Source organism: Streptomyces venezuelae (genome assembly GCF_008642295.1).
In the GTDB taxonomy this organism is placed as follows: domain Bacteria; phylum Actinomycetota; class Actinomycetes; order Streptomycetales; family Streptomycetaceae; genus Streptomyces; species Streptomyces venezuelae_C.
Window position 1 is genome coordinate 6,310,064 of sequence record NZ_CP029190.1, and the last position, 21,397, is coordinate 6,331,460.

The 21,397-nt window shown below is 72.6% G+C and carries 16 protein-coding genes and 1 pseudogene; 10 read left to right on the top strand and 7 right to left on the bottom strand.

The features are described 5' to 3' along the window. Positions 1–32: 32 nt before the first annotated feature. On the top strand, positions 33–1,001 hold the full coding sequence (locus tag DEJ50_RS28500; RefSeq protein WP_223837938.1) for a DMT family transporter: 969 nt from the start codon (positions 33–35) through the stop codon (positions 999–1,001). Here the strand turns inward: DEJ50_RS28500 and DEJ50_RS28505 are convergent. Continuing rightward, entirely contained in the window at positions 983–1,675 is a 693-nt protein-coding gene (locus tag DEJ50_RS28505) for a pyridoxamine 5'-phosphate oxidase family protein (protein ID WP_150210943.1), read from the bottom strand. The genes DEJ50_RS28500 and DEJ50_RS28505 overlap by 19 nt on opposite strands. 37 nt (positions 1,676–1,712) lie before the next feature. On the opposite strand from DEJ50_RS28505, the gene DEJ50_RS28510 reads away from it, so the two are divergent. Beyond that, the gene (locus DEJ50_RS28510) at positions 1,713–3,044 is read left to right on the top strand and encodes an aminotransferase class I/II-fold pyridoxal phosphate-dependent enzyme (protein ID WP_411757647.1); all 1,332 of its coding nucleotides are present in this window, start codon (positions 1,713–1,715) and stop codon (positions 3,042–3,044) included. Positions 3,045–3,084: 40 nt separating this feature from the next. Here DEJ50_RS28510 and DEJ50_RS28515 read toward each other — a convergent pair whose 3' ends face one another. Together DEJ50_RS28515 and DEJ50_RS28520 are read right to left on the bottom strand one after the other, a co-directional pair. Next, positions 3,085–3,348 (bottom strand): hypothetical protein, encoded by a 264-nt coding sequence (locus tag DEJ50_RS28515; protein ID WP_150210945.1) that lies wholly within the window; start codon positions 3,346–3,348, stop codon positions 3,085–3,087. Positions 3,349–3,397: 49 nt separating this feature from the next. Then, positions 3,398–4,381, bottom strand: a complete 984-nt coding sequence (locus DEJ50_RS28520) for a DMT family transporter (RefSeq protein ID WP_411757648.1) — start codon at positions 4,379–4,381, stop codon at positions 3,398–3,400. Between the two features lie 38 nt (positions 4,382–4,419). Between DEJ50_RS28520 and DEJ50_RS28525 the strand changes: the two genes are divergently transcribed. Further along, positions 4,420–5,343: a LysR family transcriptional regulator gene (locus DEJ50_RS28525; RefSeq protein ID WP_150210947.1), complete on the top strand. Its 924-nt coding sequence runs from the start codon at positions 4,420–4,422 to the stop codon at positions 5,341–5,343. Between the two features lie 31 nt (positions 5,344–5,374). Here the strand turns inward: DEJ50_RS28525 and DEJ50_RS28530 are convergent, their stop codons facing one another. Beyond that, positions 5,375–5,833, bottom strand: coding sequence for a pyridoxamine 5'-phosphate oxidase family protein (locus DEJ50_RS28530; protein ID WP_150210948.1), 459 nt, complete (start codon positions 5,831–5,833; stop codon positions 5,375–5,377). 88 nt (positions 5,834–5,921) lie between these two features. On the opposite strand from DEJ50_RS28530, the gene DEJ50_RS28535 reads away from it, so the two are divergent. Next, positions 5,922–6,527, top strand: a complete 606-nt coding sequence (locus DEJ50_RS28535) for a cysteine hydrolase (protein ID WP_150210949.1) — start codon at positions 5,922–5,924, stop codon at positions 6,525–6,527. A gap of 13 nt (positions 6,528–6,540) precedes the next feature. Here DEJ50_RS28535 and DEJ50_RS28540 read toward each other — a convergent pair whose 3' ends face one another. After that, a complete protein-coding gene (locus tag DEJ50_RS28540; protein WP_223837939.1) occupies positions 6,541–7,839 on the bottom strand; it encodes a peptidoglycan-binding protein in 1,299 nt (432 codons plus the stop codon). Positions 7,840–8,105: 266 nt separating this feature from the next. Between DEJ50_RS28540 and DEJ50_RS35470 the strand changes: the two genes are divergently transcribed. From DEJ50_RS35470 to DEJ50_RS35645, 3 genes and pseudogenes are all read left to right on the top strand, one after another. Further along, positions 8,106–10,652: an MDR family MFS transporter gene (locus DEJ50_RS35470; protein ID WP_190344741.1), complete on the top strand. Its 2,547-nt coding sequence runs from the start codon at positions 8,106–8,108 to the stop codon at positions 10,650–10,652. Positions 10,653–10,801: 149 nt separating this feature from the next. After that, positions 10,802–12,253: pseudogene (locus tag DEJ50_RS35640) on the top strand (DUF4118 domain-containing protein); the annotation flags it as partial. A gap of 277 nt (positions 12,254–12,530) precedes the next feature. Continuing rightward, a complete protein-coding gene (locus DEJ50_RS35645) occupies positions 12,531–12,878 on the top strand; it encodes a hypothetical protein (protein WP_411757695.1) in 348 nt (115 codons plus the stop codon). Between the two features lie 943 nt (positions 12,879–13,821). Here the strand turns inward: DEJ50_RS35645 and DEJ50_RS28560 are convergent. Continuing rightward, entirely contained in the window at positions 13,822–15,477 is a 1,656-nt protein-coding gene (locus DEJ50_RS28560) for an ABC transporter permease (protein ID WP_150210953.1), read from the bottom strand. Continuing rightward, entirely contained in the window at positions 15,474–16,400 is a 927-nt protein-coding gene (locus tag DEJ50_RS28565; protein WP_150210954.1) for an ABC transporter ATP-binding protein, read from the bottom strand. Before DEJ50_RS28565 ends, DEJ50_RS28560 begins: the two co-directional genes overlap by 4 nt. Positions 16,401–16,522: 122 nt before the next feature. Between DEJ50_RS28565 and DEJ50_RS28570 the strand changes: the two genes are divergently transcribed. From DEJ50_RS28570 to DEJ50_RS28580, 3 genes are all read left to right on the top strand, one after another. Beyond that, a complete protein-coding gene (locus DEJ50_RS28570) occupies positions 16,523–16,984 on the top strand; it encodes a GbsR/MarR family transcriptional regulator (RefSeq protein WP_223837940.1) in 462 nt (153 codons plus the stop codon). Between the two features lie 116 nt (positions 16,985–17,100). Beyond that, a complete protein-coding gene (locus DEJ50_RS28575; protein WP_150210955.1) occupies positions 17,101–18,291 on the top strand; it encodes a cytochrome P450 in 1,191 nt (396 codons plus the stop codon). Between the two features lie 244 nt (positions 18,292–18,535). Beyond that, a complete protein-coding gene (locus DEJ50_RS28580) occupies positions 18,536–21,370 on the top strand; it encodes an ATP-binding protein (RefSeq protein WP_150210956.1) in 2,835 nt (944 codons plus the stop codon). Positions 21,371–21,397 lie beyond the last annotated feature (27 nt).

The window sequence follows — 21,397 nt, forward strand, 5'->3', positions numbered from 1 at the left end:
TCCTCATCCTTCACGCACGCACGGAGAAACACGTGTCGAACCACTCGCCCGCCGGGCGCAGTCTGCTGTACCTCGTCGTCGCCGGAGCCGCCTGGGGCACCGCCGGGGCGGCGGCCTCCCTCCTCTTCCTGGCCAGTGACCTCGGGCCGCTGTCCCTGACGTTCTGGCGGTCCGCGGGCGGCCTGGCCGTCCTGCTCGGGGTGCTGGCGCTGCGGCGCCGCCGCCCCGGGAGCGCCGCGCCCCGCCCCTCGTTCGGCTCTCTGGTCGGCACCGGCCTGCTGTTCACCCTCTTCCAGGCCGCCTACTTCGGCGCGGTGCAGGAGACCGGGCTGGCCGTCGGGACCGTGGTCACCCTCGGCGCCGGTCCGGTGCTGATCGCCCTGGGCGCCCGGTACTGGATGGGCGAGCGGCTCGGGCGCGGTGGTGCGGCTGCCGTCCTGGGTGCCCTCGCCGGTCTGGTGGTCCTCGTGCTGGGCAGTGGAGGCGGCGAGGTGCGTCCGCTGGGCGTCGGCCTGGCCCTGCTGTCGGCCGCGGGATACGCGGGGATGGCCCTGCGGACCCGGTGGAGCGGGCAGCGCGGCGCGGCCGGCGACCCGCTGGTGACCACGGCCTGGTCGGTCGGGGTGGGCGCGGTCTGCCTGTTCCCGCTCGCCCTGGTCGAGGGGCTGCTGCCGCACACCGCCGAACTCGGGCGGGTGCTCTGGCTGCTGGTGTACGTGGCCACGGTGCCGACCGCGCTCGCGTACGCGCTCTACTTCGCCGGGGCCGCGGCGGTGCGGGCCGCCACGGTGTCGGTGATCATGCTGATCGAGCCGGTGAGCGCGGCGGTGATCGCCGTGCTGGTGCTGGGGGAGCAGCTGACCGGCGCGGTGGTGCTGGGAACCGTACTGCTCCTGACGGCGGTCCTCGCGCTGATCGTCGCGGAGGCCCGCCGTCCGGTGCCGGCTCCGCGCTCTGAGCAGCAGCCGGCGCCCGTGCCGGTTCAGAGCGCGGCGAGGTAGTCCGGGGTCGCGATGCCGGGGGCCAGATCGGCGGCCGGGACCGGAGTCCCGTACGTCTGCGCGACCGGGACCACGCCCGACCAGTGCGGGAGGGACAGGTCCGCGGGCTCGTCGTTCGGGCCGCCGGTACGGATCTTCGCGGAGACCTCGGCCAGGTCCAGCCGGATCACGGCGGTGGCGGCCAGTTCCTTGGCGTTGGCCGGCCGGGAGTCGGCGGCACGGCCCGGAACCACGTGGTCCACGAGGGCGTCGAGGGCGCTGCGGCGCTCCGCCTCGTCGGTGACGGTGCGGGCGATGCCGTGGATCACCACCGAGCGGTAGTTGATCGAGTGGTGGAACGCGGACTTGGCGAGCACCAGGCCGTCCACGTGGGTGACGGTCACGCAGACCGGCAGGCCCGGGTCCGCTTCGGCGGCCGGGCCGCCGGCCGCGGCGGCGCGGAGCGGGCGGGATCCGGTGGAACCGTGCAGGTAGAGGGTTTCGCCGACCCGGCCGTAGAGGGTGGGCAGGACCACCGGGGCGCCGTCGCGGACGAAGCCGAGGTGGCAGACGTACGCCTGGTCGAGTATCGAGTGCACCGTCGCGCGGTCGTAGTGGGCCCGGTCGGCGGACCGGGTGGGGACGGTCCGGTCGGTGCGCTCGTAGGCGGCGGTGGCTTCGGTGGGGGCGGTCATGGTGCCAACTCCATTGCACTAGTGCATAATGCTGTTTGTGCTAGGAGATTACCTGATCACAGGTGGACGCGCATCGGAGATTGCGGCCAGTGTCGAAGCGGGGGTGGGCTCGGGGGAGCTCGCGCCCGGCGCACTGCTGCCACCGATGCGGGAGCTCGCGGCCCGGCTGGGCGTCAACCCGAACACGGTTGCCGCGGCCTACCGGACGCTGCGCGAGCGGGGGGTCATCGAGACGGACGGCCGGCGCGGCAGCCGGGTCCGGGCACGGCCGGCGAGCACTCCGAGGGAGGCGATGGGAATCGCCGTACCGGCGGGCGCCCGGGACCTGTCCAGCGGCAACCCGGACCTGGCGCTGCTGCCCGCCCTGGCGGGGCCGCTGGCGGCAGCTGCGCGGCGGTACGCGCAGGCACCCACGGAGTACGGGCAGGAACCGGTTGTTCCGGAACTGGCGCGGCTGGCCCGCGCGGGGCTGTCGGCGGAGGGCGTGCCGGACGGGCCGCTGGCGCTGACCTCGGGTGCCCTGGACGGGATCGAGCGGGTGCTCGCGGCCCACCTCAAGCCGGGCGACGCGGTGGCGGTGGAGGACCCGGGGTGGGGGAGCGCGCTGGACCTGGTGCCGGCGCTGGGGCTGCGGGTGCTGCCGGTCGAGGTGGACGAGGAGGGTCCGCGGCCGGACGCGGTGGCCGCGGCACTGGCCGCCGGGGCACGGGCCCTGCTGGTCACCTCGCGGGCGCAGAACCCGACGGGAGCGCTGGTCGGAGCGGCCCGGGCAGCCGCGCTGCGGTCCCTGCTGGCCCGGCACCCCGGGGTGCTCGTCATCGAGGACGACCACGGGCACGGGATCGTGGACCTCCCGCTGCACCCGCTCGGCGGACTGACCCGGCACTGGGCGCTGGTGCGGTCCACCGCGAAGGCGTACGGGCCGGATCTGCGGCTCGCGCTGGTCACCGGGGACCCGGTGACCCTGGACCGGGTGCGCGGCCGGCAGCGGCTGGGGCCCGGCTGGGTCAGCCGGCTGCTCCAGTACACGCTGCTGGAGCTCTGGAACACGGGTGCGGTGGACCCTGCGGTGGTGGCGCGGGGGTACGGGGAGCGGCGCGATGCGCTGGTGGCCGAGCTGGCGGCGCGGGGTGTGGCCGCGTACGGGCGCACCGGGATGAACGTGTGGATCCCGGTCGGGGACGAGACGGCCGTGGTCACCCGGCTGCTGGCGGCGGGCTGGGCGGTGGCCCCGGGGGCGCGCTTCCGGGTGGAGAGCGCGCCGGGCATCCGGGTCACGGTCTCCCGGCTGACGCCCGCGGACGTACCGTCCCTGGCGGAGGCCATCGCCGCCGCGGTCCGTCCGACCTCGGCGACCCGGTACGTCTAGCGCGTCTGGCGGACCTGCAGGGCGGGCCGGGACGTGGCGGTCAGGCTCCGGCCAGGAGGGCGGTCGACAGGAGGGTCAGGACGGAGCCGGCGGCGCCGACCACCCCGGCGAGGATGCGGAAGAACACGGCCGAGGCCACCCGGTCCGGCGGCCCGAGCCGGCCTTGGGCCTGCGCCCGGAGTTCGGCGTTGCGTGCGCTGTACCGCTCCAGCGAGCGCGCGGCACCCCGGACGTCGAAGGCCACCCAGAACCCGGCGGTCAATGCGGCCAGACCGAGCGTCAGCAGGAATACGAAGATGGGCATGCGGTCCCCCCGGAGCATGATGTGGTGATCGCCGGGAGAGTAGCAGGGCTCAGGTCCGGCGGCGGGGCTGGGTGAGGGCTGCGCCGGCCAGGACGATGGCCGCGCCCACCGGGGTGTTCCAGTGGAGCTGTTCGCCCAGGACCAGGACGCCGGCCGTGGTGGCGATGACCGGGATGAAGTAGGTGACCATCTGGGCGGTGGTCGGGCCGATCTCGGTGACGAGCGCGTACTGCATCTGCAGGGCCATGCCGGTGCCCAGCGCGCCCAGGGCGATCACCGAGAGGGTCGGCCAGAGCGGGAAGGAGGCCGGGGCGGTGGTGAAGACCGCGCTGGTCAGGGCGAGCTGCACGGTCGACAGCAGCAGCTGGCCGCCGGTCAGCGCCACCGGGGACCCCGGGGTGTCCGCCAGGGTGCGGCGTACGTAGATCCAGCCGATCGGGTAGCAGAGCGCGGCCAGCAGGGCGAGCGCGGTGCCCTTCGCATCGACCCCCGCGAAGCCCTGCCAGGCGCCGAGCACGGTGAGCACCCCGAGGAAGCCGAGGCCCAGGCCGGCCACCCGGCGGCGGGTCGGGCGGTCCTCGGAGAGGGCGACCAGGGAGAGGGCCATGCCCCACAGCGGCGAGGTGGCGTTGCAGATCCCGGCCAGGCTGGAGGGGATGGACAGTTCGGCGTACGCGAACAGTGAGAACGGCACGGTGTTGAGGAGCAGCGCGGCCACCGCCAGATGACCCCAGGTGCGCAGCCCCCGCGGCAGCGGTTCCCGCCGGAACAACAGGACGGCGAGCAGCGCGAGCGCGCCGAAGAAGACCCGGCCGAGGGCCACCTGGAACGGAGCGTAGCCCTCGGTGCCGACCTTGATCAGGAGGAAGCTGAAGCCCCAGATCACGGAGAGCACGCCGAACCGGATCCGCCAGTCGAGGGCGGCGCGGCCGGTGCCGGCCGCGGTGGCGAGGGAGGGGCGGAGGCGGATCGACCTGGTGGTGGTGGGGGCGCTCATACCCCCCACTCTGGGCCCGACGATCTCGTAGGACAAGCGAGATTCTTTTGGGCTGACGGCGTAGCATTGCTTACATGTTGAACCTGGAGCGCCTCCGCACCCTCGATGCCCTCGCCCGCCACGGCTCGGTCAGCGGCGCCGCCGAAGGACTGCACGTCACCACCTCGGCGGTGTCCCAGCAGATGGCCAAGCTGGAACGCGAGGTCGGCCAGCCGCTGCTGGCCAAGTACGGCCGAGGGGTGCGGCTGACCGACGCCGGACGGCTGCTCGCCGGCCATGCCGCGCGGATCATCTCCCAGGTGGAGCTCGCCCAGGCGGATGTGGAGGCCCAGCGCGGCTGTGCGGTGGGGGAGCTGCGGATCGGGGCGTTCCCCACCGCCATGCGGGGGCTGCTTCCGGACACCCTGACCGGGCTGCGGGCGGACCATCCGGAGCTGCGGGTGCGGGTGCGCGAGATGGAGCCGGCGGAGAGCATGGCCGCCGTGGTGCGCGGCGATCTCGATCTCGCGCTGGCGATCGACTGGTACAACAAGCGGATGCCCGTCCCGGGCGAACTGGTCCGGGCCCACCTCCTCGACGATGCGGCCGATGTGGCGGTCCCCGCCTCGCACCCCCTCGCCGGCCGCACCGAGATCTCCCTGGCGGAGTTCGCCGAGGACGACTGGGTCTCCTGGAACGAAGGCCAGTTCTGTCACGAGTGGCTGGTCTTCACGCTCCGCGGCACCGGTATCGAGCCGCGCATCGCGCACATCGCCGAGGAGCACCACACCCAGCTGGCCTTCGTGGAGGCGGGCCTCGGGGTGTGCGTCACGCCCCGGCTGGGCCGCGGCCCGGTACCGGCCGGAGTCCGGTTGCTGCCGGTCTGCGACACCGTACGGCGTCATGTGTACGTGGTCTGGCGGGCGGACGCCGACCGCAGGCCCTCCATCAGGGCGGCGGTGGACGCGCTGCGCGCCACGGCGGCGCGGATCGAAGGCCGAGCCGGCCGAGTCGGCTGAGCCCGCCGCACCGGCCGAGCCGGCCGCGTCTCTACAGTTTGCGGAAGTCCCAGGAGACCACGGTGTCCGGGGTGAGGCGCAGCCATGCGTGGCGGCCGTCGTGCGGCATCTCCTCGATACCGAAGTTCTTGGCCGGAAAGAGCCGTTCGACCTCCTCCAGTTCGGGGCAGGGCTCGCCGGTCCGGGGCGCCTCGCCCACGAAGACGGCGCTGCCCGACAGTTCCACCCCGCGCAGCTCGTCGTACGACTCGCCCGCGTCCACCACCACCGAGATCCGCGGATCCTTGCGCAGGTCCGCCCAGCGCCTGCTGCGGGTGATCGAGTACAGCCAGAGGGAACTGCCGTCCCAGACGAACCACAGGGCGCCGACGTGCGGGCGGCCGTCGTGGGACACCGTGGCCACCCGGCAGGTCCGTTGCTCCCGCAGGAAGACGTCCACTTCCTGCTCGGTCATCATGATCCGCCGGCCGCGCCGCTGGGTCTCGTCCATCCGTGCCGCACCCCTTCACATCTGACTGTGTGTCAGGAATCATGCGGGTTCCGCCGCCGTGGCACCAGGGGTCGCACCAGGGGGAAAGATGCAGAGGCTGGAACCGGGAACCACCGCGCTGCTCACCATCGAATGCCAGAACGGCGTGGTCGGCGAGGACAGCGCCCTCCCCGAACTGGCCAAGGAGGCGCAGGCCTCCGGCATGCTGGGCCGGGTCGCCGAGCTGGTGGCGGGCGCGCACCGGGCCGGCGTACAGGTGCTGCACGCGGTGGCGGAACGACGGCCGGACGGCCGGGGCGCCAACACCAATGCGCGGCTGTTCCGTGCCGCGGGGAAGCTGCCGGTCCAGCAGCTGACCGGCAGCGCGGCCGTGCGGGTGGCCGCGCCCATCGAGGTCGCCGAACAGGACCTGATCGTCCGGCGGCTGCACGGCCTCTCCCCGATGGCCGGGACCGATCTGGACGCGCTGCTGCGCAACCTCGGCTGCCGGACCCTGGTGGTCACCGGGGTGTCCTCGAACGTGGCCGTTCCCAACACGGTGTTCGACGCGGTGAACCTCGGCTACCAGGTGGTCGTCCCGGCCGACGCGATCGCCGGAGTGCCGGCCGAGTACACCGCCCAGGTGCTCCGGAACTCCCTCGCCCTGGTCGCCACGGTCACCACCACCGCGGAGGTCCTCGCCGCCTGGGCGTGACCCGGTCCCGGGGCTATGCGAAGAGCCGGCGCCAGGTCTCCGGGCCCGGGTAGCCGTCCGCTGCCGAACCCGACCAGCCCTGGGCGCGCTGGAAGGCCTCGACGTTGCGCCGGTCGCTTTCGGTCCACCGCTCCCCGGGCCCCTGGGAGTAGTGCTTTCCGAAACCCTTCTTCACCAACTGCACACCGAGTGCATTGACGTGTGCATTGACAGCGCCCGGACGGAAATGCTGCACGCCGGGGAAGGCGCTGCTGCCGCCGTTCCCGCTCCCGTTCCCGCCGCCGGCGTTGATGTTCCTGCCCTTGCCGTTCTTCAGGTAGTCCCAGGTGGCCTTGCCGGGAATGCCGTCCGCGTCACTGCCGGTCCAGCCCTGCGCCCGCTGGAAGGCCTGGGTGGCCTTGCGGTCCGCGTCCGACCAGCGGGGGCCGGGGCCCGAGGTGTAGTAGGAGCCGCCACCGCGCTGGACGAGCATCCGGCCCAGCTCGGTCACGTGCTGGTTGTTGGCTCCCGGGCCGAACTTGTCCGCGCCCGGGAAGCCGGTGCTGCTCTCGCCGCCGTTGTTCGAGCTCAGATTCTTGTACCGGTATGCCACATAGCCCGCGGAGTTGTTCCAGTAGGCGTAGGGCGTCGTGCGCTTGAGGGTGTGCGGCCGGGTCTGGTCGTAGGCGATGTACTGGGTCTTGGCCGAGTTCGCCCAGCCGCCGAAAATCACCACATGCGAACCGGCCACCGGATTCGCCGAGTTGTGGAACAGCAGCATGTCACCGGGCTGGAGTTCACTCTTCGATATCCGGACGCCGTACGAGGCCAGACTGCCGGTCCACTGGTTGTCCCGCAGTCCCCAGGCCATGGAGACAAAGCCCGAGCAGTCCATGCGGTAGCCGTCCGACCAGTAACGGCTCATGCTGTACGGCACCTTGGCATTCGCCCAGACCTGGGCCCGGGCGATGATCTGCTCCCGGGACAGTCGCATGTCCTGCGAGGCCCGGTAATTCGACGCGCCGAACAGCGGCCCCGGCGCGCCCTGGCCGTGTCCCGATTCCTTCGCCGCGGCCATGGTGGCGCCCGTGGAAGAGGAGGCGGCCGACCGCTGCGGCGCGGCTTCGCCCGGTGCCGAGTCCGCCGCGAACGCGGTGCCGGCACCACTCACGAGGGTGACGCCGCCCGCCAGGCCGGCGACGAGGGCAGCCCTGGCCGCCCTGTGGCCGGGAAGTGCTGAGCGGCGAGCGGTGCGGGCCTCATAGAGGCAACCGGCGCACGGACACTCTTCCGGGGCATGGATCTCGTCGAAAGCGGGTGCAGAGGAGGTCACTTCGCATCGTCCTTCCCGGACCGTTTTGTGATCTTGAAACCAACATTGCCGACGCGGTGAAAGGGGGAAAGGGGCGAAAGCCACTGCTGTCGGGGCCTTTGTGCCGGGCCCTTGTGCTCTTCTGAATTCGGGGCTCGGGGCAGCCGGGGTGGCCGAGCCCGCCGTCGGGCCGGCGCCGTGCGATGCCTGCGGGTTCCGGGTCGGCAGGGGTGCGTGATCCGCCTGATGGCCCCACGCCTGTCGGACAGTTGGACTATCTTCCTTCCGTGGACGATCTCCTTGCCGAAGACCCGGCATCCATAGGCCCGTACCGCCTGATCGGCCGGCTGGGCGAAGGCGGAATGGGCCTCGTCTATCTGGGGCGCTCCGAGGGCGGCCGTACCGTGGCCGTGAAGGTGGTGCAGGCCGAATACGCCGGCAACCCCGAGTTCCGCAGGCGGTTCGCGCGTGAAGTGGCTGCGGCGAGGCGGGTGGGCGGGAGCTGGACGGCCGCGGTGCTCGACGCCGACACCGAGGCCGCCGTGCCCTGGGTGGCGACACAGTACGTCCCCGGGCCCGATCTGCACTCCGTGGTCGCCGAGGGCTTCGGGCCGCTGCCCGAACACTCGGTGCACACCCTCGCCAACCGGCTCGCCCTCGCCCTGCAAGCCGTGCACGAGGCGGGCCTGATCCACCGTGACCTCAAGCCGTCCAATGTGCTCGTCACCGTGGACGGCCCCCGCGTCATCGACTTCGGCATCGCGCGGGCGATGGACAGCCTCGCCGGGGACAGCCTGCACACCCGTACCGGCATGCTGATCGGCTCGCCCGGGTTCATGTCCCCGGAACAGGTCCGCGGTCTCGAACTCACCCCCGCCAGCGATGTCTTCTGCCTGGGCGCCGTCCTCGTGTACGCCGCCACCGGGCGGCTGCTCTTCGGCGCCAGGGACACCGGCCTGAGTGCCCACCTCTTCCGCATCGCCGAGGACGAGGCGGACCTGACCGGCGTACCGGAGAGCCTGGTCGAACTCGTCGGCGCGTGTCTGCACAAGGACCCGGCCAAACGGCCCACTCCCGAAGAGGTGGCCGCGCGCACGGCCACCGATCAGGCGGCGGAGTGGCTTCCGGGTGCGGTGCTGGCCCAACTCGGCCGTCATGCAGGACGGTTGCTCGACTACGCCCCGGCGGCGGCAGCCTCCGGAAGCGCCGCTGCGCCGGTGGACCCCCGGATCCATCCCGCGGAGCCCCCGGCACAGTTGCCTTCGCAGGCCCAGCAGTCGCCGCAGGCCCCCTTGTTGCCCCCGCCGCCCGGGTACGCCCCGACGGTTCCGGCCCACGCGAGCCCCCTGCAGGGGTTCGGGCCGCCCCCGGGCCCGCTGCCCGGTGTCCGGTCCGTGCCGCCGTCCCCGCCCGTTCTCCCCGACCCGGCCGCCCCGCACCCCAGGCGCTGGTGGGGCCTGGCGGTGGTCGTCCTGGCGCAGTTGCTGGTGCTGCTCGAAGCGACCACCTTCAACCTGGTCGTACCGGGGCTCCAGACAGACCTGCACCTCGACTCCGACGACCTGAGCCCGCTGTACCGGACCCATGTACTGGCCTTCGGCGGCATGCTGCTGCTCGGCGGCCATATCGCGGACCTGCTGGGGCCCAAGCGAACCCTGATCACCGGCCTGGTCGGATCGGCAGCGGCGTACGGGCTCGCCGGCTCGGCCGGCCATGTCGACCTGCTGCTCTGGGCCCGCCTCGCACAGGGCCTCTTCGGCGCACTGCTGACCGTCTCCGCACTGGCCCTGGTGGCCAACAGCTTCACCGACCCCAAGGAACGCAGCAGGGCCTTCGGGATCTACGCCTCGACCGTCGGCAGCGGTACGGCACTCGGACTGCTGACGGGCGGCTGGCTGCTGGAGGCGCTGGACTGGCGCTGGTCCTTGTACGCAGGCGTTCCCCTCGCCGTGGTCGCCGTCATCGGCGCGGTGACCCTGCTGCCCGCCCGTACGGGAGGCCGTACCGGCGCCCGGTTCGACGTACTCGGCGTGCTGCTCGGCACCGGCGGTCTCACCGCCCTCGTGTACGGCCTGCACGAGGGCCAGCCGCGCGGCTGGACCGACTTCCTGACCCTGGCCCTGATCATCGGTGGCGTGCTGCTGTTCGCGGCCTTCCTGTGGTGGCAGACCATCACGTCGAGTCCGCTGCTGCCGCCGTACGTCCTCCGGGACCGCAACCGCCTCGGCTCCTTCCTGGCCATGGTCCTGGCGGGCATGGGCACCCTCGCCGTCCTTCCGCTGCTGAGCCACTACCTGGAGCGTGTCCTCGGCTATCCGCCGTTCAGAGCCGGAACGGCCCTGCTGCCGCTGGTCCTCGCACTCGTCATCGGCGCCACCCAGGTCTCCGCCCGCCTGCTGCACCGCACGGCGCCCCGGATCCTGATCACGGCGGGCCTGGCGGTCACGGCCCTCGGGCTGGTGCTCCTGGCCGGCCTCGAGCCCCACGGCACGTACCTGACGCAGGTGCTGCCGGGCCTCCTCCTCGTCGGCTTCGGCACCGGCGTGGCCTCCACGCCGATCTACGCCATCGCCACCGGCGGCGTCGCCCCGCAGCACTCCGGGGCGACCTCGGCCACGCTCGTCTCCGCCGATCACATGGGTGCGGTGATCGGCACGGTGGTGCTCGGCAGCATCGTCTCCGCACAGCTGCGCGAGGCGCTGCCCACGGACTTCGGCGTGGTGCTGCTGGACGCCTACACGCACACCCTCTGGTGGGCGGCGGGCGCCCTGCTGCCGGCAGGCCTGATCGTCGGCCTGACGGTCACGGCCAAGAGCAGCGCCGAGGTGCGGTAGTGCGTGCCCACCTCCATGGGGACGTGGGGGCAGCCGCACCCGGGGAGCCGCATGGAGCAGGGCCCGACGGTCGGCAGGCCGTGCTTCGGGGGACCGGCGCATGATGGAGGGCAGGGCGCTGTGGAGTGACGAGCGGCGGGAGCTCTACGATGCCGCGTGGACGGTTGCGGATCTACCTCGGGGCGGCTCCCGGGGTCGGCAAGACGTACGCCATGCTGGAGGAGGGCCTGCGGCTGAGGTCGGAAGGCACCGACGTGGTCACCGCGCTCGTCGAGTCCCACGGCCGTCGCCCCGTCGCCGCCCTGGCCGAGGGCCTGGAGACCGTACCGAGGCACACCCTGGTGTACCGCGGGACGGCGTTCACCGAGATGGACCTGGACGCAGTCCTGGCCCGCCACCCGCAGGTGGCCCTCGTGGACGAGCTGGCCCACAGCAACGTGCCGGGGTCTCGCCATGCCAAGCGGTGGCAGGACGTCGAGGAGCTCCTGGACGCCGGGATCGACGTCACCACCACGCTCAACGTCCAGCACCTTGAGTCCCTGCGCGACGTGGTGCGGCAGATCACCGGCGTCGCGCAGCGCGAGACTCTGCCCGACGAAGTGGCCCGCCGCGCCGACCAGGTCGAGCTCGTCGACCTGCCCCCCGAACTGCTGCGCCGCCGCATGGTCCACGGCGACATCTACGCCCCCGACCGCATCGCGTCCGCCCTCTCCCACTATTTCCGCATCGGCAACCTCACCGCCCTGCGGGAGCTCGCCCTGCTGTGGCTCGCCGACCGGGTGGAGGAAGGCCTGCTGCGCTACCGCGCCGAACACGGAATCACCGGGCCCTGGGAGACCCGTGAGCGCATCATGGTCGGCCTGACCGGCGGCCCCGAGGGCGAGACCCTGATCCGGCGGGCCGCAAGGATCACCGCCCGCACCCCGGGCAGTGAACTGCTGGCCCTGCACGTGGTGCCCGCCGACGGCCTGGTGCACGCCGACCCCGCCGCGCTGGCCGCCCAGCGCACCCTCGTGGAGTCACTGGGCGGCAGCTACCACCAGACCACCGGCGACAACGTCCCTGACGCGCTGATCCAGTTCGCCGAGGCGGAGAACGTCACCCAGGTCGTGCTGGGGGCGAGCCGACGCGGCAGGCTCTCCACGTTCCTCCAGGGCAGCGTCGGACAGCGCACCATCCAGCGGTCCGGTCCCATCGACGTGTTCGTCATCACCCACGAGGCGGCGGCGGGAACCACCACGCCGCGGATCCCGCGCCTCGGGGTAGCCGCCGGCCGTCGGCGGGTGTGGACGGCGCTCCTGCTCACCGCCGTGGTGCTCCCTGTGATCACCGCGCTCCTCGCCCTGGCCCGCGACGTCGTCGACCTCTCGTTCGACCTGGTCGTCTACCTGCTGGCCGTCGTCGTGATCGCACTCGTCGGCGGCCTGCTCCCGGCGCTTCTGGCCGCGGTGGCCGCGGCTCTCCTCGCGAACTGGTTCTTCACGGAGCCGTACCACTCCCTGAGCGTCCGCGGCACCGGTGACATCCTCGGACTGGTGGTCTTCGTCGCCGCGGCTGTGATCGTAGGCACCTCCGCGGGCAGGGCGGCCCGCCATGGCCGGCAGGCGGTACGGGCCCGGGCGGAGGCACGGGCCCTGAGCCGGCTGGCGGCGGGGATGATGCGCGGGCAGGCCTTGCCGGCGCTCCTGGAGCAGGTGCGGGAAGACTTCGGGCTGGATGCGGTGAGCCTGCTGGAGCGGGACACGGAGCCCGTGGCCGAGCCCCGCTGGTACGTCGTCGCCAGTGCGGGCGAGCATCCGCCCGAGCACCCCTCGGAGGCCGATGTGGAAAGCCCCGTCGACGAGCGGCTGACGCTGGTGGCGTCCGGCCGCCTGGGCGGTGACGACCAGCGCGTCCTCGGGGTGTGCGCCGCTCAGCTCGCCATGGCCCATACGCAGGGACGGCTCGCGGCCACCGCCGCCGAGGCGGGACTGCGGGCCGAGGCCGAAAGGAGCCGGGCCGCCGGCTTCCTCACCGCGAGCCGGGAACTGCGGGACCTGCTGGGCACCACGGAAAGCGCGCTGGCCGGGCTGCGGGCACGCGCCGCACAGGACCCGGAGGGCCGCAGGCTGTTCGGCGTCGTCCGCTCCGCACAGCACCGGGCGGCCCGGCTGCTGGGCGAACTCGACGACCTCAGCCGTCTGGAGGCCGGGGCGCTGGACCTCTACCTCCGCCCGGTGGACCTGAACGAGGCGCTCGCCGCCGCGCTGGACGACCTGGGACCCGGCGGCCACACGATCGACTGCCAACTGCCCGAGCAGCTGCCGGACGTGATCGCCGACGCGGCCGTCCTCACCCGGGTGCTGGCCACTGTGGCCGCCGACGCGCTGCGGCACAGCCCGCCGGACCGGCCGCCGCACCTCGTCGCGGAGACCGCCGACGGGCACCTGGTCATCCGAGTGACCGACGGAGCGGCGGACCCGGAGACGCTGCGGGGCAGGACGGACAGCCTGCCGCAGCGCCTTTCCCGCGACCTCACCGAGTCCATGGGCGGTACCGTCCGGGTCGCGGCCACAGGGAGTGCCTTCGCGGTGGACCTCACCCTCCCCACGGCAAGACGCCGCTGAGCCGCCTCGCACGGTCGCGTCGTACGCCGCGGCGGTCAGGCCGCGGGCAGCACGTCGGCCACGGTGGGGCAGGGCGGGTCGGCCGCCAGGGAGTCCAGGGCGGCCGGGAGTACTTCTTCGAACGGTGGTCCGCAGGTTCAGGGTGAGGGCGCCCGCCTGGAGCCGGCTGAGGTCGAGCAGGTTTCCCGACCAGCCGGCTCAGCCGCAGCAGGCCCGTCTCGGCCGCGGCGAGCAGTTCCGCCCGGTCCTCCGCAGAGAGGACCTCCGCGTTCGTGCTGCGCAGCGAGCTCACCGCGGCCGGGGCCCCGGCCGGCGGGGTGCGCAGGTCGTGGCCGACGGCGCGCACTGAGGCAGTGCAGAGACCTCACCGAGGCGATGGGCGGCAACCTGGACATCGTTGCCGTGCCCCGTCTTCTCCGTGACGCTCATCCTGCCGGTCGCGGACGACCGCGCGCCGATGAGCCGGCCGTCGATGTGGAGGGGGTGGCCCGTGCACGGGTGAGTGCCGGCGTACGAGGAGCGGGGCGGCGTCACAGTCCGTACGCCGCCCCGCTCTTGCCGGGCTATTTCGTGTCGAGGTCCCGGCGGCGGAAGCCCTCCAGGCCGAGCCAGACCAGCCCCGCAGCCACGAGGGTGAGGACCGCCATCGGCGTCCAGTCCATCCCGGCGGCGGGCAGTCGCGGCACATGGCCGAACGGGGACAGGTTGTTCACCCATCCGGGGAACTGCAACAGCTGTCCCAGATAGCCGATCGCGAACGCGCTCACCGGTACCACCCATGCGACGGCGGCGGCCCGCGGGAACCAGCCGTGCAGCGCCGCCGTGACGCCCACCGTCACCCACAGGGCCGGGGCATAGGCGAGGGCCGCGCCCACCAGCTTCAGGAAGAGCCCGCCGTCACCGGTCGAGCCGGCGCCGGAGATCCCCAGGCCAATACCGGAGACCAGCAGCAGGAGGGTGCCGCCCGCCATCGCGACCGCGAGGTGGCTCCCCAGCCAGCCGGCCCGGGAGAGGCCGGTGGCGAGGACGGGTTCGGCGCGTCCGGCGGTCTCCTCCGCGCGCGCCCGCAAGGCGGCGATGACCGCGTACACGGCGACGACCACGGCCACGATCGACATGACCATCGCCGCGAAGGACTCCGCGACGGTGGCTCCGCCGAGCCGCTTCAGCGCGTCCTGCACCTGCTCGATGTCCTTGAGCATGTCCTCGGCATCGCCGAGGATCGAGCCGTACATCGTACCGAGCAGGAAGACGCCGACACCGAACCCGATGAGCAGGCCGCGGTGCAGCCGCAACGCGAAACCGAAGGGCCGCGACAGCGCCTCGGAAGCCGCCGCCGGGCCTGTGCGGGCAGCCCGCAGGCCGGCGCCCACATCCCGGCGGGTGCTCAGGCGGAAGCCCACGGCCGTGCATGCCCCCGCGAGCACCAGGGAGAGCAGCAGCGGCCACCACCGGTCGTCGACGAAGACATAGGTGCGCTGGGCCCAGCCGATGGGCGAGAACCAGGAGAGGGCCTGGTTGCCGACGTCGCCGGAGGCCCGCAGGGCGAAGGCGGCGCCGATGGCGGCGAGCGCCATCCCCGACGCTCCTCGGGAGTGCGCGGTCAGCTGTACGGTGATCGCGGCCACGCCCGCGAACACCAGGCCGACCGAGGCGTGGGCCAGTCCGTACAGCAGGGCCCCGCCGAAGCCGATGCCCTCGATCCCCATGCCGCCGAGGCCGACGGCCAGCAGCAGGGCCAGGCCGAGGTTGGCGACGGCGGCCGTGGCCAGCGCGGCGGCGAGATGGGCATGCCGGCCCACGACGGCCGAGCGGACCAGCTCCGCGCGGCCCGTCTCCTCCTCGGCCCGGGTGTGCCGGGTGACGATGAGGACGCTCATCAGGGCCACCAGGACGGCGGCGATGCCGAGCATGCGGTGCCCGAGCATGGCACCGAAGGTGTAGTCCTCCAGGTAGTGCCGGGGGCCCGTCATGGCCAGCACGGCGGGGGTGTCCGAGCTGCGCGCGATCGAGGCCCGGTCGGCGGCCGTGGGGTAGAGCGTCTTGACGTTGTTCGCGGTACCCGCCGAGGCGACGAAGAGGGCGAAGACCCAGACGGGGATCCTGATGCGGTCCCGGCGGAGGTTGAACCGCAGGAGCGTGCCGGCCCCGGCGAACACCCGGCCGCCCTCTGCGGCGCGAGCGCGCGCGGGGGCGGGGGAGGCGGTGGTGGTGGTCACCGGACACCGTCCCCGGCGGCGGCCCGGCCGTTGGCGGCGAGCTGGTCGCCGTAGTGGCGCAGCATCAGCTCCTCCAGGGTCGGCGGGTGGCTGACCAGGCTGCTCAGCCCGAACTGGGAAAGCCTGCGGATCACCGTGTCGAGGTACGCTCCGTCGACGGCGAAGTGCACCCGGTTGCCCTCGGTGCGCAGGCCGTGGACACCGGGGAGGGACTCCAGGCCCGTGACGGGTGCCGAGGTCTCCGCCTCGATGGTCGTCCGCGTGAGGTGGCGCATCTCGCCCAGCGTGCCGGTCTGTACCACCCGCCCCTGGCGGATGATGCTGACGCGGTCGCAGAGCTTCTCCACCTGCGCCAGGATGTGGCTGGAGAGCAGGATGGTCCGGCCGGCCGCCTTGGCCTGGAGGATGACGTCCTGGAACACCACCTCCATCAGCGGGTCGAGGCCGGCGGTCGGCTCGTCGAGCAGCAGCAGTTCGGCGTCCGAGGCGAGGGCCGCGACGATGGCGACCTTCTGCCGGTTGCCCTTGGAATACGTGCGGCCCTTCTTGGTGGGATCGAGGTCGAAGCGCTCGATCAGCTCGTCCCGGCGCTGCTTGTCGAGGCTGCCGCGCAGCCGGGACAGCAGGTCGATCGCCTCACCTCCCGTGAGGTTGGGCCAGAGCTCCACGTCACCCGGCACATAGGCGAGGCGGCGATGGAGTTCGACGGCCTGGTTCCAGGGGTCCTTGCCGAGCAGTCGGGCGCTTCCGCCGTCCGCACGCAGCAGGCCCAGGAGGACCCGAATGGTGGTGGATTTGCCGGCCCCGTTGGGCCCGAGGAAACCGTGTACCTCGCCCGTCTCCACTGTGAGGTGGAGCCCGTCGAGGGCTTGCACCCGACCGAAGGACTTCCGCAGGTCGGACAACATGATTGCCTTCGTCATGCTGATGAAGTTACTGTGATTTCACAAACCTGTGAAGATAAGGAACCGTTAAAACGGGTCCGGCGCACAACGAGGAAGCGGGAGGGGCCCAGGTGGGCGATGCGAAGCGGAATACGGAGGCGGTGTCGGAGTTTGTCGAACGGTTCGCCTCGGAGCTGGCCGAGGCCGGCATGCCGCGCATGCCGTCCCGGGTGTTCAGCTGCCTGATGGCGCACGACAGGGGCGTTCTGACATCGGCTCAGCTCTCCGAACGGCTCCAGGTGAGCCCGGCCGCCGTGTCGGGAGCCGTCGGGTACCTGGTCCGGGTCGGCCTCGTGAGCCGGGAGCGGGAGCCCGGTTCGCGCCGCGACCGCTACAGGGTGCGCGACAACGCCTGGTTCGAGTCGATGGCGCAGCGGGACGAGACGATGCTCCGCTGGATCCGCGTCCTGAAGGAGGGTGTCGACGCGGTCGGCGGTGACAGTGCGGCCGGCCGACGGCTGTCCGAGAGCGGCGAGTTCTTCGCCTTCATGATGGCGGAGCTGAGCGGCGTCCTGGACCGCTGGCGCGCTCGCCAGGGGATCGGTCCCACCGGAACTCCGTAGCCTCCGGGGCCCTGCTGGGGTCGGAACTGGGGAAGGCCCGGGTGCGGGCGGGAACCCGCCGCGTCAGGCTGCGTCTGGCCGCACCGGCCGAACCGCCGGGCGAGAAAGGTGATGAGGTGTCCGAGCTCGACGTGAGTGCGATCCCCGCGCAGCCGAACGTGAACGACCCCGCCGTCTATGACTGGTACCGCATGATGCGGGACGAACACCCCGTGCACCGCGACCCGGTGACGGGCTGGTGGGTGGTCTACCGGTACGCCGACGCCCGGCACGTGCTGACCCACCCCGAGACCTTCTCCTCGGAGATGCACCGGATGGGCTTCCCCGAGACGGGCCTGGAGAGCCTCCCGCAGATGGACCCGCCGCGGCACACCCGCGTACGGGGGATCCTCAGCACGGCCTTCACCCCGCACTCGATCTCCGAGTACGAGGAGCTGATCGTCCGTACGACGAATGAGATCATCGACGGCTTCATCGGCAAGGACCGCATCGACCTGGTGGCCGATCTCGCCTACACCGTGCCGATCGCGGTCATCCTGGAGATCCTCGGTCTCCCGGCCGAGGACCGGCACCTCTTCTACGACTGGGCGCGCAAGGTCATGGGCGTGACACCGGAGGAGATGGCCCAGCCGGACTTCGCGGAGGCAATGGGCCGGCTGCAGCAGGAGGCGATCACCTATCTGCGGGAGAAGGTGCGCGAGCGCCGCAACAAACCGGGGGACGACATGCTCACCCGGCTCGCGAACGCCGAGCTCGACGGCGACCGGCTCACCGAGGACGAGACGGTCAACTTCGCCAACGTCATGTTCGCCGGCGGCCACATCAGCACGACCATGACCATCGCCAACGCCGTAGACCTCTTCGACCTGAACCCGGCGGCCCAGGCCGAGGTCCGCGCCAACCCCGAACTGATCGGACAGGCCATGGAGGAGGTCCTGCGCCACCGCCCGCCCATCACGACCGGGCTGCGCGCCTCGACCCGGGACGTCGAGCTGGCCGGGGTGATGATTCCGGCCAATCAGCACGTGGCAGCCAGCTTCTGCTCGGCGAACCGGGACGAGCGCCAGTTCCCCGACCCGGAGGCGTTCGACGTCCACCGCCGCAGTGAGGGCCGGCACTTCGGCTTCGGCTTCGGCACGCACCACTGCATCGGCAACGCCCTCGGCCGCCTGGAGTCCCGGCTCGTGCTGAAGGTGCTGTTCGAACGCTTCCAGGAGATCCAGGTGGACCGCGATGCCGTCGGGTGGGCACTGCCTCCGCAGATGGTCGGCTTCGACAGCCTGCCGGTTGCCTTGCGCGCCGCCTGACACGCACTCGGCATTCCGCCAACACAGCCGCCCGCACCGGCCGTCGCCGGTGCGGGCGGTCGTGTTGGCCGAGCCCCCGAGGTGGCCGGAAATTGCTACTGCGATTCCTTGACGGCTCCTGAACGGACCTGGCGAGTCCGGCCGATGTACGGTCTCACCGATCGAGGCGAGCACCCCTGCGAAGAACATCACGTCAACTGCTCAGCGGACGGACAGTCACTCTTCTCCGAAAGGTGTGAAGCAGATGCGGCGCGAGGGCGCGGTCCTTCTGGAACGAGTCCACGAAAGAGAACTCCTGGAAGCCGGGGTGCGGCGCGCGCACAGAGGCAACGGCGGAATGGTCGTACTGGAGGGAGCCGCGGGGCTGGGGAAGACCAGCCTGCTCCGAGGCGCCCGGGAGGAAGCAGCCGACCTCGGTTTCGGCATCCTGCACGCCCGCGGCTGCGAACTGGAGCGGGACTTCCCCTGGACGGTGGTGCGCCAGCTCTTCGAGTGCTTCCTCGACGGCGGGCACCACGGCGAGGGCCGGAACCCGATGGCCGGTCCCGCAGCCCTGGCCGGCGGCATCTTCGACTACGGGCAGGCGGAGACCCGCACCGGCCCGGCGGTGGAAGAGCAGCTCTACGCAGCGCTCCACGGCCTGTACTGGCTCTGCCGCAACCTCGCCGAACGGCAACCCCTGCTGCTGGTCATCGACGACGCCCAGTGGGCGGACGCGGCATCACTGCGCTTCGTCAGTTACCTCGCCAACAGGCTCGACGACGACCCGATCCTCGTCGTTCTCGCGACATCACCGGCCGAGGAGGCCGCCCACAGTGACCTGCTGCGGACCGCCTGCGCCGCGCCGCTGGCCGAGCTGGTCACGCTCAGCGAACTGACCCCGGACGCGGTCCGGCAGCTCACCGCCGAGACCCTCGGCGACACCCCTGACGAGTCCTTCGCAGAGGCGTGCCACACTCTGACCGGGGGCAACCCGCAGCACCTCCTCGAACTGCTGAGGGAGGCGGAGCGCGCCGGAATTGCCCCGGTCGCAGCTGACGTCCCGCGGATCCACGGCCTGGCTCCGGGCCGGGCCGCCCAGGGCGTGCGACGGAGGCTCGACCGGCTGCCGGACCGGGCGATCGCCCTTGCCCGGGCCGTCGCCGTACTGCGCGGGCAGGCCGAGCCGCAGCACTGCGCCCGGGTTGCCGGACTGGACGAGGACGGAGCCTCGGAAGCGGCGGGCGTCCTCAGGGATGCGGGCCTGCTGGCTTCGGGCACCCCCTACGCGTTCAACAGACCGGTGATCAGGCAAGTGGTGTACGAGGGGATTCCGGCCCGGCTTCGCAATGCCGCCCACCGGACCGCGGCGGAGTGTCTCAGCACGGACCCGGCCACCGCCGTCCCCGCAGCCGAGCATCTGTGCCGGACCGACCCGGGCCCGGACCGCTGGGCCGCCGACGTACTGCGGGCCGCGTCCAGCCGGCTGGTCGGTCAGGGCGACCCGCAGTCCGCCGCCCGCTACCTCCGCCGGGCCATGGGGGAACTGAGCGCCCACGAGACGGACGCCTCGTTCTGGGCGGAACTCGGTGCGGCCGAACTACGCGCCCACGAGCCCGCGGCGGTCGAGTGTCTGACCGAGGCTCTGCACCGGAGGCCGAGGCCGGACCTGGAACGCGCCATACGCCTCGACCTCGCCCAGGCCCTCGCCGCCGCCGGCCGCCCCGATGAGGCCGCCGAGACGCTCTCCGGTCACACTTCGGCCGGCGGGAGCCAGCTCTGGGCCCTGGGGGCCGTGCTGCACCGGCTGTTCGCCACCACGCAGGCTCCGTGCCCCTCCGGTCCTCACGTCGAGGACCGGGCGACCCTGTGTGCCCACGCCGCCGCGGAGGCCCTGTCCCGGGGCCGGCCGCTGCACCGCGTGGCCCGGCTGTCGGCCGCGGCGGTCGCGGACGGTGCCCGGCTCGGCCCGCACGACGTGGAACTGCCCCCCGCCTCCATCGCCGCCTGGGTGCTCGCCCAGTGCGGTGATCCGGTCAGTGCGGAACGCGTCCTGAACGAGGTCATCGTTGCGGCCTCGCGGGCCGGGCACCTGCTGGCCTCGGCCACCGCGGAAAGCCTGCGGGCCATGGTGCTGCTCGACACCGGACGGATCACCGAGGCCGCGGACGCCGCTCGATCGTTGCTCGGCCGCACCGGCGCGAAGGACCTGGAGACGGTCCACGTACCGCTCGCCACGGCCGTGCTCATCCACTGCATGATCGAGCAGAACCGTGCGGGGGAGGCCGCGGACCTGCTCGCCCGCCAGGGCCTGGCCGACGGCCTGCACGGTGGCGCCGTGTACCTGCCGGTGCGTGTGGCCCGTGGCAGGCTGTTCGCCGCGCTGGGGCGTACGAGGGAGGCGGTCCGCGAATTCCTCGACTGCCGGCGCCTCGCTCAGAAGGGCCCGTGGCGCCATTTCTGTGCCACGGGCGGCTGGTTCGTCGACGGCGTACGGGCGCTCGCACTGGGAGTGGGCGCGTCCGCCGCCCGCACGCTCGCCTTCGACGAGGTGAAACGGGCGAGTTCCCTCGGCGCGGCCCAGCCGCTGGCCGCCGCCCTCTGCGCGTACGGAGAGATCGTCGGAGGCGACAAGGGCATCCGGCGCATGGAGCAGGCCGATCACCTGCTGGCGGAGCTGCCGCTGCCCCTGGACCGGGCCCGTGTCCTGCTCGCCCTCGGGGGCGCGCTGCGCCGCGGCGGTGACCGCTTGGGCGCCCGGCAGCGGCTCACCGCGGCGGCCGAACTGGCCCGCGGCTGCGGAGCGGAGTCCCTGGAGAACGCGGCGCACGCCGAACTGCGACTGACCGGGGCCCGGCCCGCTCCCGCCACGTCCAAAGACGCGGCCGCGCTGACGCCCGCGGAGCAGCGCGTCGCCGACAAGGCGTCCGAGGGCCTGACCAACAAGGAGATCGCGCAGGCCCTGTTCATCACGGTGAAGACCGTCGAATGGCACCTCGGACAGGCCTACAGCAAGCTGGGCATCCGCAAACGCTCCGAACTGGCCCGTGCGCTGTCCCCGGTGGGCGCGGTGCCGGCCCCACTGCGGCACAGCGCCTGAGCACCGGTCCCGGGGGAGCTGGGGTCC

Excerpts from the sequence above, each read along its gene's own strand:
- DEJ50_RS28505 (WP_150210943.1), bottom strand. The coding sequence starts at position 1,675 with ATGACCGCCCCCACCGAAGCCACCGCCGCCTACGAGCGCACCGACCGG.
- DEJ50_RS28515 (WP_150210945.1), bottom strand. The coding sequence starts at position 3,348 with ATGCCCATCTTCGTATTCCTGCTGACGCTCGGTCTGGCCGCATTGACC.
- DEJ50_RS28525 (WP_150210947.1), top strand. The coding sequence starts at position 4,420 with ATGTTGAACCTGGAGCGCCTCCGCACCCTCGATGCCCTCGCCCGCCAC.
- DEJ50_RS28530 (WP_150210948.1), bottom strand. The coding sequence starts at position 5,833 with ATGGACGAGACCCAGCGGCGCGGCCGGCGGATCATGATGACCGAGCAG.
- DEJ50_RS28535 (WP_150210949.1), top strand. The coding sequence starts at position 5,922 with ATGCAGAGGCTGGAACCGGGAACCACCGCGCTGCTCACCATCGAATGC.
- DEJ50_RS28565 (WP_150210954.1), bottom strand. The coding sequence starts at position 16,400 with ATGACGAAGGCAATCATGTTGTCCGACCTGCGGAAGTCCTTCGGTCGG.
- DEJ50_RS28580 (WP_150210956.1), top strand. The coding sequence starts at position 18,536 with ATGCGGCGCGAGGGCGCGGTCCTTCTGGAACGAGTCCACGAAAGAGAA.